This is a genomic window from Moritella sp. PE36 (assembly GCF_000170855.1).
In the GTDB taxonomy this organism is placed as follows: Bacteria; Pseudomonadota; Gammaproteobacteria; order Enterobacterales; family Moritellaceae; genus Moritella.
Map to the genome: position 1 here is coordinate 40,161 of NZ_ABCQ01000001.1, position 19,022 is coordinate 59,182.

17 protein-coding genes are annotated in these 19,022 nt (G+C 38.0%); 2 read left to right on the forward strand and 15 right to left on the reverse strand.

Going from position 1 to position 19,022, the window contains the following annotated elements:
• Positions 1-108: 108 nt before the first annotated feature.
• The 9 genes from PE36_RS00185 to PE36_RS00225 form a co-directional block, all read right to left on the reverse strand.
• Positions 109-1,296, reverse strand: coding sequence for a hypothetical protein (locus tag PE36_RS00185; protein ID WP_006029914.1), 1,188 nt, complete (start codon positions 1,294-1,296; stop codon positions 109-111).
• Positions 1,293-2,549 (reverse strand): lipopolysaccharide biosynthesis protein, encoded by a 1,257-nt coding sequence (locus tag PE36_RS00190; RefSeq protein WP_006029915.1) that lies wholly within the window; start codon positions 2,547-2,549, stop codon positions 1,293-1,295. The genes PE36_RS00185 and PE36_RS00190 overlap by 4 nt, the downstream gene beginning before the upstream one ends.
• Positions 2,542-3,669 (reverse strand): glycosyltransferase family 4 protein, encoded by a 1,128-nt coding sequence (locus tag PE36_RS00195; protein WP_157517728.1) that lies wholly within the window; start codon positions 3,667-3,669, stop codon positions 2,542-2,544. Before PE36_RS00195 ends, PE36_RS00190 begins: the two co-directional genes overlap by 8 nt.
• The gene (locus PE36_RS00200) at positions 3,662-4,642 is read right to left on the reverse strand and encodes a glycosyltransferase family 4 protein (protein WP_006029917.1); all 981 of its coding nucleotides are present in this window, start codon (positions 4,640-4,642) and stop codon (positions 3,662-3,664) included. The genes PE36_RS00195 and PE36_RS00200 overlap by 8 nt, the downstream gene beginning before the upstream one ends.
• A gap of 84 nt (positions 4,643-4,726) precedes the next feature.
• The gene (wecC, locus tag PE36_RS00205; RefSeq protein WP_006029918.1) at positions 4,727-5,995 is read right to left on the reverse strand and encodes a UDP-N-acetyl-D-mannosamine dehydrogenase; all 1,269 of its coding nucleotides are present in this window, start codon (positions 5,993-5,995) and stop codon (positions 4,727-4,729) included.
• 9 nt (positions 5,996-6,004) lie between these two features.
• Positions 6,005-7,132 carry a non-hydrolyzing UDP-N-acetylglucosamine 2-epimerase gene (gene wecB, locus PE36_RS00210; RefSeq protein WP_006029919.1) on the reverse strand — a complete coding sequence of 376 codons (1,128 nt, stop codon included), beginning with the start codon at positions 7,130-7,132 and terminating at the stop codon, positions 6,005-6,007.
• 187 nt (positions 7,133-7,319) lie between these two features.
• Positions 7,320-9,503 (reverse strand): polysaccharide biosynthesis tyrosine autokinase, encoded by a 2,184-nt coding sequence (locus PE36_RS00215; RefSeq protein WP_006029920.1) that lies wholly within the window; start codon positions 9,501-9,503, stop codon positions 7,320-7,322.
• Between the two features lie 129 nt (positions 9,504-9,632).
• Positions 9,633-10,064: a phosphotyrosine protein phosphatase gene (locus PE36_RS00220; protein ID WP_006029921.1), complete on the reverse strand. Its 432-nt coding sequence runs from the start codon at positions 10,062-10,064 to the stop codon at positions 9,633-9,635.
• A gap of 43 nt (positions 10,065-10,107) precedes the next feature.
• Positions 10,108-11,280 carry a polysaccharide export protein gene (locus PE36_RS00225; RefSeq protein ID WP_043993525.1) on the reverse strand — a complete coding sequence of 391 codons (1,173 nt, stop codon included), beginning with the start codon at positions 11,278-11,280 and terminating at the stop codon, positions 10,108-10,110.
• 287 nt (positions 11,281-11,567) lie between these two features.
• Between PE36_RS00225 and PE36_RS00230 the strand changes: the two genes are divergently transcribed.
• Positions 11,568-11,783 carry a hypothetical protein gene (locus tag PE36_RS00230; protein ID WP_043993527.1) on the forward strand — a complete coding sequence of 72 codons (216 nt, stop codon included), beginning with the start codon at positions 11,568-11,570 and terminating at the stop codon, positions 11,781-11,783.
• Between the two features lie 411 nt (positions 11,784-12,194).
• Here PE36_RS00230 and PE36_RS00235 read toward each other — a convergent pair whose 3' ends face one another.
• From PE36_RS00235 to hpt, 4 genes are all read right to left on the reverse strand, one after another.
• The gene (locus PE36_RS00235; RefSeq protein WP_006029925.1) at positions 12,195-12,896 is read right to left on the reverse strand and encodes a tRNA (guanosine(46)-N(7))-methyltransferase TrmB; all 702 of its coding nucleotides are present in this window, start codon (positions 12,894-12,896) and stop codon (positions 12,195-12,197) included.
• 112 nt (positions 12,897-13,008) lie between these two features.
• Positions 13,009-13,779 carry an ABC transporter permease gene (locus PE36_RS00240; protein WP_006029926.1) on the reverse strand — a complete coding sequence of 257 codons (771 nt, stop codon included), beginning with the start codon at positions 13,777-13,779 and terminating at the stop codon, positions 13,009-13,011.
• Positions 13,780-13,934: 155 nt separating this feature from the next.
• Positions 13,935-14,864 (reverse strand): ABC transporter ATP-binding protein, encoded by a 930-nt coding sequence (locus PE36_RS00245; protein ID WP_006029927.1) that lies wholly within the window; start codon positions 14,862-14,864, stop codon positions 13,935-13,937.
• Between the two features lie 254 nt (positions 14,865-15,118).
• A complete protein-coding gene (gene hpt / locus PE36_RS00250; RefSeq protein ID WP_006029928.1) occupies positions 15,119-15,652 on the reverse strand; it encodes a hypoxanthine phosphoribosyltransferase in 534 nt (177 codons plus the stop codon).
• 371 nt (positions 15,653-16,023) lie between these two features.
• On the opposite strand from hpt, the gene PE36_RS00255 reads away from it, so the two are divergent.
• Complete coding sequence (locus PE36_RS00255; RefSeq protein WP_006029929.1) at positions 16,024-16,653, forward strand: TetR/AcrR family transcriptional regulator; 630 nt, start codon at positions 16,024-16,026, stop codon at positions 16,651-16,653.
• A gap of 172 nt (positions 16,654-16,825) precedes the next feature.
• On the opposite strand, the gene PE36_RS00260 is transcribed toward PE36_RS00255, so the two are convergent.
• Both PE36_RS00260 and mpl read right to left on the reverse strand, forming a co-directional pair.
• Complete coding sequence (locus PE36_RS00260; RefSeq protein ID WP_006029930.1) at positions 16,826-17,449, reverse strand: flavin prenyltransferase UbiX; 624 nt, start codon at positions 17,447-17,449, stop codon at positions 16,826-16,828.
• A 153-nt stretch (positions 17,450-17,602) separates the two neighbouring features.
• The gene (mpl, locus tag PE36_RS00265; protein WP_043993532.1) at positions 17,603-19,018 is read right to left on the reverse strand and encodes a UDP-N-acetylmuramate:L-alanyl-gamma-D-glutamyl-meso-diaminopimelate ligase; all 1,416 of its coding nucleotides are present in this window, start codon (positions 19,016-19,018) and stop codon (positions 17,603-17,605) included.
• Between the last annotated feature and the right edge of the window lie 4 nt (positions 19,019-19,022).

Sequence of the window (19,022 nt, forward strand, 5' to 3'; positions counted from 1 at the left end):
ACATAGACAAAAAGAATCCAACTAAATATCAATTTTCATTTAAATATCAATTTTCATTTAAATATCAATTTTCATTTAAATATTAGATGTCATTTAAAATTATACAAATCAAATCTTAGATCTTCGCTCATATATAAAATCAACATTATCATCATTTTGAGACAAATATCCTAACCAAAAAAAAGTCATCGCAATATTATCAAGAGAAAGGAGTCCCATAAAGTATACTGATTGAAATATAACCACGCCAAAAAGTAATTTAATGCTACCTTTATTATATGTAATTTTCGTGCACATAATATAAACATAATAAAAAAACAATGATAGTCCAACAAAACCATAAACAAAAAGAAAAAATATAATCAAACTTTCAGTAACTATGGGGACAGTACCTACACCAAGAAAAAAATTATCTAAGATATTTGGCCAAAAATAATCAGACCATAATTTAAATCTAATAATTGAAGATGAAACGGATGTAAAATCAATGTTAACGACATAATTCATATACAAAGGCAGTATAATTGTAATCAACAACGACATAATAACACTAAAAAATAGAAGTAACGATTGCCTATTCCTAAGAACAATTAAGGCCATGAAAATAAATAAGCTACTTCGAGTTCCTGTTAATAATATCCCGATACCACTAATTATAAAAAACAATATCAATTCAACACTTGAGCGCCCCCTAAAACAATAAAATATAACTATATTAAATAAAAGTATAGCACTCATATCTTGAGGGTTACTATATATACCACTATGCCTCATTCCAGAATTAAAATAAAAATCAACTATAAGGTAAATTAAGGAAATTATAGTGAACAACCATATGCACTTTCGAATAAAGGTTGAGTTAATCACATTAACTGAAGCACCTAAAAGCAAGCCTAGCGGTATAAAAATAATCATCCTCATCATGTAGCTAAAATTCAATCCCACATTACCTACATTAAAAAAATTTTTGGCTAAGTCTCCATCCGTAGAAATAGCAAAAAATGGTTGCATAATAAGATTACTGTTACCATCTTGAAAAGATGTAAGCATCCCATAAGCCAAAACGAATACAGCCCAAAATATAAAAGGTAAAATATAGTAAAAACTTCTATTCAATCTAACTTTATTATTTAAAATAAGTATAAAAAACAAAAAAAACAATACACCATTGAGAATATATTGAATTTTTATATTAAAAAAAACATCTCTTACAAATAGAGGGTAAATAACCGATATAAATAAAATAGATAATTTTGATAGATTAAAAAAAGTTATTTCGTTATTGTGTATGCTCATAAAGATATTGACTTATTTTTCGTGTTTCTGACAATAAAAAAAAGAAATGGTAAAGTACGGGAAAATAAAGTAGCAACTAGAATACCAAGACTAAATCCGATTAACCCATCCCAGTTCCAGCCCAAAATAGAAAGCATTATATGAAGAATGGCTTCAATCAATGTAAAAAAGACTTGTTTATTAACAATGTTTTCACTTCTCAATAAATAATCAAAATAATCAGATAGTAATCTAAAATAAGTGAACATCGCAATAAAAATCACAGATTTATAGGGTATTGTAAGTACAATACCTACCCAAATAGAAATTATATTAGGCAATAGTAAACAAAATATAAATAATGTTAAACCAGAACCGAAAACAATAGCAAACGATAACCGTCCTCTAAATATCAAATACTTAGAATAATCACTTTGGTACAAACTTGATAATAAAGGCAAGCTTGGATAAATTAACAACATAAAAACAGTATGAATATATATATATATTCTTAGGACTAAAGAAAACTCAGTAAGTTCTTCATTATCAATCCCCAGACTTGAAAGTAATACTATATCAGCGCCATTAATGAGCATTAATGACAGTCCAAGCAATAAAAACTTAACCGTATCTGGCATTAATTTTTTAATTACATCAATATCAAAAAGCTGTAATCTAAATTGCAAACCTTTATCTTTATAAAGATATAGTATCGACAATCCATTACCAATCAATAATACTCCATGTTGGATCATGATTGCCTCAATAAAATCATCCACGCCAAGAAGTACGGAATAGATTATTGAAGTACATATACAAGCAATCATTAATAAAGAATGCTTATATGTCTCATGGTATGCAGTAAAAACTTCTCTTGATATTTTCAATGGCATGATTAATGTGGATATGAATAATACCATCCATAATTCATAATCATATCCGTTTATAGTTTCAGGGTCCGATAAAAAGATCAATACGTAAAACAATGTTATTGTAATTACTGATGATAACGTGGTTATTATCAAACCATTAAAAATAACTTTATCATGCGGATAGTCTTTAGACATTAATAAATTTTTTTTTACTGCTTCGCTAGCACCAGTATCGATCATAACTAGTTGACCAAAAGACAGAATTACTACAAATATAGCATAATCATTTTTACCAAATGAGGATATCAAAATATGAGTAAGAATTAGTGTTGATAAAATCTGTATACCTTTGAAACCAGCTAAACTAATTATATTAATTTTATATTTTAAAAAATCATTCATTGATAAACTCAATAAGTTTATCCGCTAACTGATTAGAGACTGCTTTATATGAATAGCAAGTAATGGCCCTTTGATATGCTTTTGTTTTCATTTCATAAAGTAGAGATTCATCCTGCTTCAGCATTTTTAAAACATCTCTTAGTTCTTTACTTGAGGAGTGTTCAACTAAAAAACCAGCATTATTGACTACATTACCAATACCACCAATATTAGAACCTATAACACAAAGACCTGAAGCCATAGCTTCAATAAGTACTCTACCGAACTGCTCTAGATATCCGTTACATGGTATAGATGGTAAGACCAATACATCAGACTTCTTCATCAGTTCAAGAGCTTTTGAATATTCCAAGTATCCATGGAATTCAATACTTTCTGAACTTATACTTTTTAAATAATGCAATTGCGAGCCATCACCAACTATATCTAAAGATACGCCCTCTAACTTATTTACTGATTCAATTAGAAACTTAACACCTTTATACTCCTCTAAAAGCCCAACATAAATGACTTTTAATATACCATTACTTTTTTTTATTTTCGCATTAAAAAACTTATCATTTACACCAAATGTATTTTGAATGAAGACTTTATGATTATATTCTCTTTCCTTTATCACCTTATCTACTTTATGATCTAACGCATTTATTGCGACACTGCCATTAAAAGTATAATTAATACACCATGGGTACAGGTATCTTCTGATATCAACCAATGGTAAATCAGAATAGTTCCTATTCTGATTTAAGGCTGACCAAAATATAACAGGTGATTTAATTTTCTTAGCTAAATATGCGATTTGAACAGAAACTATTGAATTAGGTTCTTCCATACAATATATTAAGCTGGGTTTGATATTCTTAAGTACTTTAGCTATACCTAAATAAAAGTGAGCATGTTGCCTACCACTTTTTCCGAACATAGTTTTAATTTTTATATGATTAAAACTTGCCCCCTTCATAGTTACGGCGTGCGTAATTACCTTTTCTTTATAAACTTCAGGCGTTATTAATGTTAATTCAATTGACTTATTTTTAAGTTTATTTGATAATTCCTGAATTAATTCTTGATATGATTCGACAACAAGATGATGGCCAATAACAACTATCTGTTTATGCATTAATAACTTCCTCATAGAAAAAAATCATTTCACTTCCAATTTTTTTATAATCTAAGTCATTATTACTACTGAGCTTAAATTCTGTATTTAATGCAGCTCTAATAGCTTTAGAAATACTGTTCACATCTGTCGGATCGATAAACCATGTGTTTTTATCAAAGTAATCTTTCACACCACCGTTTTTAGTGACTACTAGATTGCACCCATATGAAATAGCTTCGAGTCCAGAAATACCAACACCTTCCATTTGAGACGGGAGACAAAATACTTTAGACTCTCTCATTAACCTAATTTTATCTTCCTCACTTACTTTCCCTAGATATTGAACATTACTCTTATCCTTAATAGCTCTTAAAACGTCCTCTCCATATTTACCGCTAGATCGAATACCAGCTAAAACCAATTTCACTTGTATATCATCACATGCTCGAATCAGATTTATAACATTTTTTCGACTATTACCGATGTCACCTAAAAATAAAACCTGACTTTTAGCTTTAGCTACAATGCCAGATTCAAATTTAAATGGAATTTTGACTATTTTTGTTGGTTTTTTAATTCTATATGCATTTTCAATTCTTCTTTTTTCTTCTAGACTTCGAACTAAAATCCCATCAGCTAAGTTGCATATATCGAAACTTCTTACCAAGTTACTATACATTGATGGAACCTTTTTCATACAGGCTAAAGATACTCTCAATAGGAGGTTGCTTTCAACCCTATCTATAATAGGACTAACAACAAGAGGCTTTTTTTCTTTTAATTTTAAGGATAATCCGTAACTCCCTTCATTAGCCATAAAAAGATGGCACAAATCAATATTGTCCCAATCTGGAGAAACACCTAACTCTAAGTATTCAACATCAACGCCTACTTCACCTAATGCTTTTTCTCTAGCTTTCATTTCGTTAAAAACACCACCAGATTTACTATCGAGATTAATATATGGGGGCGCTACAAATAGAATTTTCAATTTTACATCTCAACATTGGACATTGTGGAAAGAGGGGATGATATGTATATAAGTTACTACACCATAGTATTAGGAACTATTTTTTTAGTTCCAAATACCTTTGGTATCAATTAAAACACCTGATTTAGGCTTCTTTGTCTTAAACTCGTTATGATCTACAAGTAAAATGTGAATATCAGCTTCAGCAGAAGCTATATCAAAACATACCAATTGAACATTCGATAATTCGCTTGGTAACATATTAATATTGGGTTCAATAGATATTACTTGACCGCAATGCATTTTCGCTATATTTTTTGTGATATCAAGAGCTGGGCTTTCACGTAAATCATCAATATCAGGCTTAAATGCTAAACCATAACAAGCAATTGTCACATCTTTAGCTGTCTTTTCAGGGTTCTCCTGTAAAAAATCCGCTATAGCTATTTTAACCTTATTAATAACCCAACCAGGTTTACTATCATTGACTTTACGAGCTGTATGAATCATTCGAGCTTCTTCAGGCGTTTTAGATACAATAAACCACGGGTCAACAGCAATACAGTGACCACCTACACCTGGACCTGGCTGAAGGATATTAATACGCGGATGACGATTAGCTAAAGAAATCAGTTCCCATACATCAATGTCTAACTTATCGCAAATCATTGATAATTCATTTGCAAACGCAATTTGTACATCTCGGCAACTGTTTTCTGTTAATTTAGCCATTTCCGCTGTGCGAGCATTGGTAATAACACAATCACCTTGTACAAATATTTTGTAAAGCTCAACAGAACGCTCAGAACAACGTTTTGACATACCACCAATAACGCGGTCATTTTCCACTAATTCACGTACAACATGACCAGGTAAAACACGTTCAGGACAATGAGCGACATTCACATCCGCATTTTCACCGCTTTGTTGTGGAAATGATAAGTCTGGGCGGATCTCAGCAAGCCATTCGGCCATTTGTTCCGTTGCACCAACTGGTGACGTCGATTCAAGAATAACCAAATCACCTTTTTTCAACACTAGGGCAATAGCTTTACTTGCCGCTTCAATATAGCGTAAATCAGGTTCAGGGATCTCACCTTCAGCGCAAACCTTAAATGGTGTAGGTACTGCGATTAAAAATGCATCTGCAGGTTCTGGTGATGTAACCGCTTTTAGGTAACCTTCTGTTACTGTAGCATGAACAATCATATCTAGCTCAGGTTCTACAATGTGAATCTCACCGCGATTAATTGTATCAACAGCGTGTTGATTTACATCAACGCCAATCACTTGTTTTTTACGTGATGCAAACATGGCTGCGGTTGGTAAGCCAATATAACCAAGCCCTACGACTGAAATTGTTTCAAAAGACATTATATAACCTTATTTATTTGCTAATTCATTTAAAATACGTTCGCATGCTTTTCCGTCACCATAAGGGTTATGGGCATAGCTCATCGCTTTATAAGCTTCGTCATTTGTCAGTAGTTCATTTAAATTTGAAACTAATGCATCAACTTCAGTACCGACTAATTTAACAGTACCCGCTTCAACGGCCTCTGGACGCTCTGTTGTATCTCGCATAACCAGTACAGGTTTACCTAGCGAAGGCGCTTCTTCTTGAATACCACCAGAATCAGTTAGAATGATATTTGCACGACCCATTAAATAAATAAATGGTAAATACTGCTGCGGTTCAATCAAGAAGATATTATCAATGCCTGCAAGGATGCGGTTAACCGGTTCGCGTACATTAGGGTTTAGATGCATTGGATATACAATCTGCGTTTCAGGATGTGCTTTTGCTGTTATCGCTAACGCTTCGCAAATACGCTCAAAACCGCCACCAAAGCTTTCACGACGATGGCCTGTCACTAGGATCAACTTTTTATTTTCATCTAAAAATGGGAACGATGCTGACAAGGTAAGATTCAAATCAGAATCATTATCGACCTTATCTTTCATCATTAACAATGCATCGATAACGGTATTACCTGTCACTGAAATATTATCAGGGTTGAAATTTTCTTTAAGTAAGTTTTCTTTCGACGTTTCAGTAGGGGCAAAGTGATACTTAGTCAAAGCACCCGTTAACTTACGGTTACCTTCTTCAGGCCAAGGCGAATAAATATTGCCGGTACGCAAACCGGCTTCAACATGACCAACATCGATTTGTTCATAATAGGCTGCTAAACTTGCTGCGAATGTTGTCGCTGTATCACCATGCACTAATACCACATCTGGCTTAAATTCTTGCAGAATTGGTTTTAGCTCAAGTAAAATACGTGCAGTCACATCATTAAGCGTTTGTCCCGCTTTCATGATGTTTAAATCATAGTCTGGTGTAATTTCAAATAGCTCAAGTACTTGGTCTAACATTTCACGATGCTGGGCTGTCACACAACATTTCGCTTCAAATCGCTCATCCGCAGCGAGCGCATGCACAAGCGGCGCCATTTTAATCGCTTCAGGACGCGTACCGAAGACGGTCAAGACTTTCTTTTTTGACATGATAGACCTACGTTTATTTAAAAGTTAATAGCTAAGATTTAATAACTAAGAATGGAAATACTTCAACAATAAAGCTCAGCAATATAAGCATCACTGAGCCAGTTTATATTCATAATGAGACACATAGCGATGATTAACTATCTGTAATTGCTTGATTTGTTATGTTTTACACAACGGCCCCAATAGGTTATGCCTTATCACTCTCATAGCTATAGTTATAATACCCATAAGATGCACTCGCTTTCTTCTCAACCGCATTTAGAATAAAGCCTTTCACTTCAATCCCAGCCATTTCAAAACGATGACGTGCAACTTCAATTTCTTTCACAGTGTTTTGGCCAAAGCGGCCGACCATTAATGTTGTACCTGCTAATGCGCCTACGATGCTTGGGTCTGTTACCGCAAGTACTGGTGGTGTATCAATTAGTACTAAGTCATATTCGCTTGATGCCCATGTGATAAAATCAGCAAAGCGTGGATGCATTAACAGTTCAGACGGGTTTGGTGGAATTTGACCACGAGTAATAATATCGAGGTTTTCAATACCCGAAGCTTTAATTACGTCTTTGGTTTCTAATTTACCCGACAGCATTTCTGATAAACCGTTATCCCAGGCTAGGTTGAAGTGGCGCTGTAGGTAACCTTTACGCATGTCACCATCGACAAGCAGTACTTTTTGCCCTGTTTTGGCAATCACAGCTGCAAAGTTAACGGATACAAACGATTTACCAATGCCCGGCGCCGGCCCCGAGATCATCACTACGTTGTTCTTCGCTTCCATCATGGCAAAATGCATGCTGGTACGTAGGCCACGTAATGCTTCAATCGCAAGATCCGCGGGGTTTGATTCTGCTAACAAGGTTTCATGTAATTCAAAATTCTTTTTACGCTTATTGTGCTTAACCTTAACGTCCATCTCTGCTTGCCAATCTGACATCGGGATACTGGCATAAACTGGTAACCCTAATGCTTCAATTTCATCCGGGTTTTCTACCCCTTTATGCAGTGCAGCGCGAACGAGCACAACAGCTACAGCTAACATGCCACCCAGTAACGTCGCTAATACTACAATCAGCGATTTCTTCGGTTTAACCGCTTTGCTATAAGCTTGCGCTGTATCGAGGATACGTACATTACCTACCGTACCGGCTTTCAAAATGTTCAGCTCTTGCACCTTGTTTAATAACTGAATATAAATCTGTTGATTGACTTCAACATCACGCTTCATGCGTAATACGTCACGCTGAGTTTTTGGTAATTGTTGAACTTGTGCATTCAACTCATCTTGCTTGGCTAATAACACTTGGCGTTTATCTAATAGCGATTTATAAGCCGGATGGTCCTTGGTAAAACGTTGGCTTATTTCACTTTCTTTAAAGGTTAATTCATTTAACTGCGATTCTAACGCCACCATTACTTTTAACGTTGATTCCGCTTCCAAGCCTAAATCGATTGAGTCATTGGCTTGACGAAAACGATTAAGCCTATCTTCAGCAGCGGTTAATTCGATTTTAATGTTTGGTAAATGGCCTTGTAAAAACGCCAAGCTTTTTTCAGCTTCTGCCGAGTTACGTTTAACATTTTGTAAGAAGTAATTTTGGCTGACGTCATTAAGAATGTCTTCAATTAGAGCTTTATCTTCATCACTGAATGTTAACTGTAAAATACCGGTTTGTTTACCACGTTCACTCACCGATAAGTTCTGTTGTAACCACTGAATAGCATCGAGTTGTGATTGTTTAGCGACCGAAAACTCATCTGTATTGTTACCCACTAATGCTTGCACAAATAAACGATAGTCATTGCTTTGTGCTAATACACCCACAACACCGGATAAAACCTTGCGCTCATTACCGTCATACAATGAATAAGCGCCTTTACTGGCATCATCAATAATCAAACTAAATGCTGGTGAAGCATAACTTGGAATTTCAAAACGGCTAATGACGATGTCATTCTGTTGACCGCTAATACGTGCGAACCCTCTACCGACAACAGGCAGGTATTTAGGCGCAGCAAGCGTGGTTAAATTTAGTTTTTCAACGGTTTGGCTTAAGATCATACGTGACTTAATGATCTCAACTTCGGTAGTCGCAGAAGACTCACTGGAAAACAAATCACCCATGTCACCAACAAGGGCAGACATACCACTACTTTTTTGTTCAACTTGGATCAAGGCATCGGCTTTATAAACCGGTGTCGCTAATAACGCATAAGCGATACCAAACACAGCAAAGATAATGGTAACCGCAATAATGCTCCAACGTGCATCGAGTAATATCCCGAATAACTTACCTAAATCGATTTCGTCCGCATCACCGTTTGGTGACGACTGCGGTTTGTTGCTCTGATTGAGAGTATTACTGCTCATAATTATAATCTAATTCCAATGTTTAAATTTAAGCGCTAAAAAGCGAGATTGTTGAGCAATCTCGCTTTACTAACATATCTTGTATTAATCTAATTGCTTTTAACCTAGCTGCTATTAACCTAACTACTCTTAGCCTAGTTTGAGAGCCCAAGCTTTAGCCGAGGCTTCAATTAGCTTGTAAGCATGGTCAAACGCTTCTTTACGCTGACGGTACGGATCCGGGATATCTTGCTTTTGCAGCCACTGACTAAACAACATGGTTTTACCACGCGCTTCTGGGGCAATGTTGGTTACCGCGTTGATATGACCTTGTTCCATCACTAAGATCAAATCAAATTCACGACACAATGCCGAGGTTAACTGACGGCCTTGATGACCCGCTAAACTAATACCGTGTTCCTCTGCAACCTGGCAAGCAAGTTTATCTGCCGATTTCCCCACCAGAGCGCCAACACCGGCAGATTCCACATTTTTATTCGGTAATAACGACTTAAGTAAATACTCGCCTGATGGTGAGCGGCAAATATTACCCACGCACACCACTAAAATATTATTAAACATAACCACAACCTTTCGATTAATTCTTCAATTCAGGATCCATAAATTACCAAGTTCGAACACGGTTAATGCCTTCAGTCAGGTTATTAAACCCTGAGATAGTTGGTAATATCTGACCAATCACACGGTTCCAACGGGTAATGGGTGCCGCAGTCACATAAACAATGTCATAAGGCTGTAATTCAAATTCAGTACCGATAACCAGCGCAGCCGCATTACTGATGTCTAATTGATAAATGTCGGCAATGGTATTCTTTTTAACCTGACCAGTTTCAGCGCTGTCTGTTGCTACAGTCGCTGTTTCAGCAGTACGGTTAGCACGGACCACAAAGATACCAGTCGCATCCGCAGCCAGTTGATTAATACCACCTACGCTACTTAATGCTTCGGTAAGACTCATGCCCGCACGGTCAATTTTTAATAATTTAGGCTCGTTCACTTCACCCATTACAAACACTTTTTGGCCATCGTTACGTGGCACATGCACAATATCACCCGGGACTAACAAACGGTTTTGAGTTAAATCACCACGTTGCATCAAGGCATGTAAAGACAATTTTTGTTCAACACCTTGACGGGTTAAGGTAACATTACGCCAGTCTGCATCTTCTGCTAAGCCACCGGCATTGTTGACCGCATCAAGTAATGTTAATGGCACATTAGTAATAAATTGCTGACCAGGCTTATTGATTTCACCGGTGATGTAGGTTTTTTTCGAGCGGAATGCAGCAACGTTAACGTCAACCTGAGGGGTTTCAATATACTTGGCTAATTTTGTCGTTAATATCGCACGAATTTCAACGACTGTTTTACCTGCTACTGGCACAAAACCAATATAGGGATAGAAAATAGTACCGTCTGCATGTACCCAGTTACCCGATTCACTGGCACTACGGTAAGACCCTGCTGGAATAGTTAATTCAGGGTGGTCCCAAATTGTCACATTTAAAATATCACCCGCACCAACCCGGTATTCATAAGCAGCTAATTTGGCATCTAATTCAGGATTAATCCGCGCACTTAAACGTGGGGTTTTATAACTTGCCATCTTGTCGGCCGTTAATGGATATACATTAACCCGTTCTAAAATATCCACCGTTTCAGTATTATTTGCAGAATCATTCGTATCGTCTAAATTTAAGTAAGCGCCTGGAACTGTACAGCCAGCCAAGATTACCGGTAAGGCAACCGCCACCAGCAATTTTTTATAATGCTTCATATGATCCATTTTTAATTTTTTAAATTTTAAAATTTGCGGGATTATACCGCGATGATGAGAAAATAACTAAAGTGAGTAAAGTAACGAGACACTTGTCACATTTATAGGTATCTATTTCTACTTTTGTTTTATTCTGTTCTAATTAGATATGTTACGTTAGCCACATGCATATTTACGTATATGCATTAACGGCCTCAAGCTTACACTTAAACTTATATAGTTAAGCATAAAAACTACAATAATGAGGTACTCAACAATGTTACAACAACACAGAACAGGGAATGTTTATGTTCAGACGTTATGCCATTTTCACTAACAACTACCCTATGCTGCATAATATAAATTTAATGATAGTGATATTAATCATGCTGGTTAGTGTTTATCAATTAGTTGAAAATGAACAGCTAGCCTATGCGAACGGTATCGCCTTCGCGTTATTATCGGTGGCCATGTTTGCGCGTGCATCTGATTATAAGCGTAAATTTTTAACTAAGAATAAATAGATTATTGTTACAAAATGCACGCTACCGCCCTAGGGTTGCAGTACCCCAAGACCGATATTTTTCGCCAACTATTCATTCTAAGCCAATGTAAAAAAGTATTAGATAGTGTAAATTTCTATCTAATACTTTTTTTGAGTGCAACTTATAAAGTTCGCGCAATACTCGCACAAATAATAGGGTTGAGCAAGCCATAACCATACTCATTATTAGTTACCCCTCACAACTATAAAATATAATATATAAAATTGAAAATAAATATCAAACCACAGATTTAATTACAATTTAATTACAATTCAATTTAACTTATGCGTAAAAAACAGCTATCACTTATATTATAAGATCGTCAACATTAAACATGTAAGCACTTGTAAGTAATACAAATATAGCCACTTCATAGTTTGGCTCTCATTTTCATAAATTAGCCAACAATTGCCATGAGGTTTGACCACTCGCCCAATATTTACGTTCAAACGGTGTTGTGGCTTCTGCTGCCGTATAAGTCTGTAGCTCACTATCAACCTTAGCTAATTCCAAGGCACGTTGAAACTCTTGCAAGTATAACGGCCAGTTACTCCGTAGCTCTAATTCACCACCCAGCGCTAAGATAGACGGAAATACTGCTGCGCCATGCCAGCGACGTTGTAAATGTTTGGCTTTTGGCCAAGGGTTTGGATACAAGATATAGTGCTTGTGTAACTGCCAGCCGGCATCAACCGCTAAACGCCATAAATCGTTAAGATCGACCTGGAATAAATGATAAACCTGACCATCGACTTGGTGTGCATGACGGTGTTGATCATTACGATCTAATCGGTCTGCCGACTTATCCATACCAAACACCAAACAGTCAGGGTGCAGCTGCGCGATCTTCGCGGTACTTTCACCCACGCCGCAGCAAGAATCAAAGATGATTGGACGCGGATCGGCCGCAACAATCGCTTGCATCTGCTTAAATGCTTCAACTGTATGTTGACGGTAAGGTTTACGGAATTTGTGCTTCAGATGTTTTAATACCACTTCATCCAAATGCTCGTTCAAGCCTGTTTGGTTGGTGGTGATCTCGCGAGAATTGCCTGCGGCTTCGTCTTGTGTTGCTTGTTGTTCAGTGTTCATTTTTATTACCGATTTTAAATATTAGTGATGACCCCCTCCCAGCCTCCCCCTTAAAAAAGGGGGAGGAGCTAAGAGCAAGTCTTCTTTGTCAATTGAGCCGTCATGACAGCTCTTAACTTCTTAAACCCACACCTTTGCTGATCAAGCGGTATACCAATGCATAAAGCACAGCGATAAAACCAATGATGACAGTAAATGAATAGAATAATGGAATGTTTTCGATACCTAAGAAACCATTACGGAATGCACTAACCATATAGATGATTGGATTGGCGTGTGAAATAGTTTCCCATACCGGTGGTAATAATGACGTTGAATAAAACACCCCACCTAAATAGGTTAATGGCGTTAATACAAACGTGGGGATAATCGAAATATCATCAAAGCTTTTGGCAAAGATAGCATTTAATAAACCTGCTAATGAAAATAAGATCGACGTAAGCAATAACGTAGTCACGATCACTAATATGCTATGAATTTGTAAAGGGACAAAAAACAATGATACACAAGTAACGATAAAACCGACCAGTAAGCCACGGGTAACACCACCACCGACATAACCGGCAATAATGATATAAGTCGGTACCGGTGATACCAATAACTCTTCAATATTGCCCTGGAACTTGGCGCTGTAAAACGACGAGGCGACATTCGAATACGAGTTAGTGATCACCGACATCATGATCAGGCCAGGAACAATAAACGCCATATAGCTAAAGCCTTCCATCTGCCCGACGCGAGAACCGATCAGGTTACCGAAAATGACAAAATATAACGACATGGTGATCGCTGGCGGTACTAAGGTCTGTACCCAGATACGGGTAAAACGGGTGATCTCTTTATTCAGAATACTGTTAAACGCAATTAAATAATTTTGTTTCATTTTAACTAACCTACTCAAATATGGTGCAAACGGCGATACAAATTAGTGGATAGTTAAATAAAGAAAGACAACTGTTGTTGGCATGGATGCCAACGCAAGCCCCCATGGATGGGTTTACGGCGCGTTGACGTCTTTACTTAACTCGGAACATGCGATTAACCAGCTTGCTCCAGTCTTCCCTGCTCCACTATATCCATAAACAGCGCTTCTAAACGATTCTCTTTATTACGAATACCTTGAACTTGAATATTCATCGTTGCTAATTGCGCAAATAACGAATTCAAACCACGACTCTTAGTCACATCCACTTCTAAAGTATGATCATCCAATAATCGACAGCTGTACCCGTCTAACTCAGGTTTAACTAATTGGCTGTTGATATCTAACAGGTAGGTCTCACTATTTAGCTTAGATAATAGCGTTTTCATTGAGGTATTCTCAATCAACAGCCCTTTATCTATAATACCAATATTACGGCACAGCATTTCTGCTTCTTCTAGATAATGGGTGGTCAGAATAATAGTAATACCCTGCTCATTTTTACGTTTCAAGAATTCCCACATGGTACGACGTAACTCAATATCAACACCCGCAGTCGGTTCATCTAGAATAAGCAGTTGTGGGTTATGTACCAACGCCCGCGCGATCATTAATCGACGTTTCATGCCACCAGACAAATTACGTGCTACTTCATGGCGTTTATCCCATAATTCCAGTTGTTTCAATAATGCTTCACAACGAATTAAGGCTTCTTTACGTGGTACACCGTAATAACCCGCTTGATTGACGATAATATTCTCAATCTTTTCAAACGGATTAAAATTAAACTCTTGTGGTACTAAACCAATATGGCTCTTTGCCGCTTCAAGGTCTGTATCAATATCATACCCGAAGATCTTTACTTGCCCGGCGGTTTTATTGACCAGTGAGCTCATCACCCCGATAGTCGTCGACTTACCCGCACCGTTAGGCCCTAATAGCGCATAAAAATCGCCTTTAGCTACAGTCAGATCTATACGTTTAACGGCTTCAACACCGCCTTTATAGACTTTACGTAAACCTTTTATTTCAAGTGCTAACGTCATGTGATGAATAAATCCAGTGAAGAATGGGAGATGAATTATACTGGAATGGTGTAGAAATGCTATACATACCCCCTCCCAGCCTCCCCCTTGCTCTTTATCGTAAAATAAGGTGGAGGAGCAAGAGCAAGGCTTCGCTGCCGATTTAGCTTGGCGCTATTTTAGTTCCCTCCCTTTACTTTAAGGGGAGGGCTAGGGAGGGGTCTATCTTTAACCGACTCGACCAACAAGTACCAGGCTGGTCTTAGAATTAGAACTTAACCTTCTAACGGTACTACTTTACCTACGTAAGGTAAGTTACGGTATTTTTGACCGTAATCGATACCATAACCAACCACGAATTCATCTGGGATCTCAAAACCAACCCAATCAACTGGTACATTTACTTCACGACGAGACGGTTTGTCTAATAATGTCGTAATAGTGATTGATTTAGGATCGCGCAGTTCAAGCATTGTTTTAATCTTGCTTAACGTGAAACCAGTATCAATGATGTCTTCAACGATAAGTACATCTTTACCTTTAATGTCGCTATCTAAGTCTTTTAAGATACGCACATCACGGTTACTTTCCATTGAGTTACCATAGCTTGATGCAGTCATGAAATCTAATTCAACCGGTAAGTTAATGTGACGACACAGATCCGACATATAAATAACCGAACCACGTAATAAACAAACAATGATTAGCGTCTCAGTATCTTTATAATGCGTTTCAATTTGCTTTGCTAACTCTTTTACTTTTGCTTGAATGTCAGCTTCAGTGATCATCACTTCAACAGTGTGTTTCATGTTAATTTCTCCAAACGATTTCAGTACCACCAGCATATATAACCGGGAAAATACTAATCTCTAAAAATGTATGCCTAAAAATAGTCCACCAAAAAGAATGTTCTCTTTAAAGTCGATATTTAAAAACTGTAATCATAGTGCTATTTATTGCGCATAGTTTAACAGCCAAATAGCGATAGCCGAAATAGTTTCATTAAAAACCACTGAATTTGTAGTGATTCGCACTCTCAACGCTGCACCTTAAAAAGGTGATTAGTTTCACATTACAGTTGAACTTAGTGTCAGCCTAATGATAACCTTAACAATAAATTAACATTTAACTTTTTTATTAATCGTTTATTATTAATCATTTATTATTTTTGGATGCACATATGGAAATGCCTGCAGTAATCAGACGGCGTACCCGTCTCACTCCCGAAGCACGTCGTGAACAATTAATGCAGTGCGCAATCGAAGTATTTTCTAAACGTGGCCTCGGCCGTGCAGGTCATGCTGAAATAGCAGAATTAGCGCAAGTCTCAGTCGCCACGGTATTTAACTACTTCAGCAGCAGAGAACAACTGGTTGATCATGTATTAATACAGATTGAAGACTTCTTCAGCCACATGGTGCGTAAGAACTTTATTGATATTACCGGGCAAGAAAACAACAGTGCTCATCAAGCCATTCATGATTACTTAGCCGATTTTGTTGATGCTGCGATCAACAACCCACAATTTACCTATATCTGGTTGGAGTGGAGTTCGTCTATTCGTGAGGATACTTGGCCACGTTATCTGACTTTACTCGATAGCAACATTGCAATTATCAGTAACAAGATCGCACCAGCGATCGCATCCGGTGAAATAAATACTTATTTAACCACCACGGAGTTTGCCCGTAGTCTATGCAATCAAGGTTACATGATCTTGCAGCTAGTCAATCAGCCACAAGCGATGGACAGAGAAAGCATTATTGCGTTTTTAGAGAAGTACGTGACGTCGGCGTTGGCTAAAGCTTAAGGATAGAGAGGAGAAGACCCCACCCTAGCCAAAGAACGACCCCCTCCCAACCTCCCCCTAACTTTTTATTGTAGAAAGTAGGGGAGGAGAAAGAGAAAGGCTTCGCTGCCAATTTAGCTTGGTGCTATTTTAGTCCCCTCCCTTTATTTCAAGGGGAGGGCTAGGGTGGGGTTCAACGCCCCCACCCGGCATAAATCGATTGTTCTACATCTAAGTGGTCAAGAATACGGGCGACCATCAAATCAATTAAATCATCCAGCGTTTTCGGCTTACGGTAAAAACCCGGTGCAGCCGGCATGATAGTTACCCCTAACCGCGATAACTTCAGCATGTTTTCTAAATGGATCGGCGACAGTGGTGTTTCCCGCGGGATCAAGACTAACTGCCCACGCTCTTTTAATACCACGTCAGCAGCGCGTTGTAATAAGTTGGTCGACATACCTTGCGCTACGGCGGCTACCGTCCCCATACTGCATGGGCAGATCACCATCTGTTTTGGCGCACCAGAACCCGAAGCCACGGGCGAGAACCAATCTTTACTGCTAGGGACAAATAACTGCCCTGCTTTCGCTTGGTATCTATCGGTTAAAAACAGTTGCAGTGATTTATTGTCTGCAGGCCACTTTTCATCGGTTTCAGTCGCCATGACGACCTTGGCTGCATCCGACATCAACAAATGTACTTGTACATCCGCCGCTAATAATAGTTCTAATAAACGTATCGCATATTGTGAGCCTGACGCGCCACTGATACCTAAGGTAATACGTTTACTAAATTCGTGCGCTTTAGTTTGCATGGACATCATGATCCTTGTTCTTATAATTCATCATTATCTAATTATCTAATTATCTAATTATCTAATTATCTAATTATCTAATTATCTAATTATCTAATTATCTAATTATCTAATTATCTAATTATCTTTTTATTTTTTTAACTAGCATTCAAGTTATAGCGTTGCTAACAATTTATCATGAATACCGGCAAAACTACCATTACTCATAATTAATACATGGCAAGGTTCATTCCGTGCATGCGCGCGCTTGCTGATCTCGCTAATCAATGTATCAATCTGCGAATGAATAACCGCTTTATCACGGTTATCAACACCCTGTCTCAAACTATGCTCAGCACACAATTCGTCAGCAACAGGCTGTAGATCCCAATCTAACCCTTCAGGTTGATATAGTAATACATCATCAGCTAGTGTTAACGATTGTGCTAACGCTTGTTGATGCGTGCCCATACGCATGGTATTCGAACGGGGCTCTAATACCGCAATAATACGTTCATTACCGACAGCTGCACGTAATCCCGCTAATGTAGTAGCGATCGCCGTTGGGTGATGAGCAAAGTCATCATAAACACGGATACCCTGCACTTCACCTTTGACTTCCATACGACGTTTTGGGGTTTTGAACTCCCCTAACCCAGTAATTGCTTGGCTTAATTCAACGCCCGCATAATGTGCAGCGGCGATCGCCATCATGCCATTTTGTAAATTATGCTCGCCAATCAAATTCCACTTAACCACACCCGCTAATTCACCTTTACAGTAAACTTCAAATTGACTGGCATCGGCACGTAATTTCTTCGCTTGCCAATGACTGCCATCAACACCACGATATTCGGCACCTAAGCATTGCACAGGCGTCCAGCAACCTTGGGCTTTGACTTCATCCAATGCAGGTACATTGTCTGGCATTAAGATCAGGCCATTACTCGGCACCGTTCTTACTACGTGATGGAATTGACGCTGGATCGCGGCTAAATCAGGGAAGATATCGGCGTGATCATATTCAAGGTTATTCATGATCAAGGTATTTGGCTGATAATGCACAAACTTAGACCGCTTATCAAAAAAGGCGGTATCGTATTCATCCGCTTCGATAACAAAGAAGTAACCACCGCCCAAACGAGCCGATTCAGTAAAGTTCTGTGGCACTCCGCCAATTAAGAAACCCGGCTCTAACCCGGCATATTCTAAGATCCACGCCACCATAGCCGCAGTCGTGGTTTTGCCATGGGTACCAGAAGCCGCGATCACATAGCGATGTTGTAATAAATGTGTCGATAACCACTGTGGTCCAGAGGTATACGCTAACTTGCGGTTTAACATGTATTCGACACAAGGATTACCGCGTGACATGGCATTACCGACAATCACCATATCTGGCGCCGGATCAAGCTGGCTGGGATCATAACCTTCTATCAGTTCGATACCTTGCGCTGCTAACTGGGTGCTCATTGGCGGATACACATTGGCATCTGACCCCGTGACTTTATAGCCAAGCTGTTTAGCCAGTACCGCTATGCCACCCATGAAAGTGCCACAAATCCCGAGAATATGTATATGTTTAGACATCAGA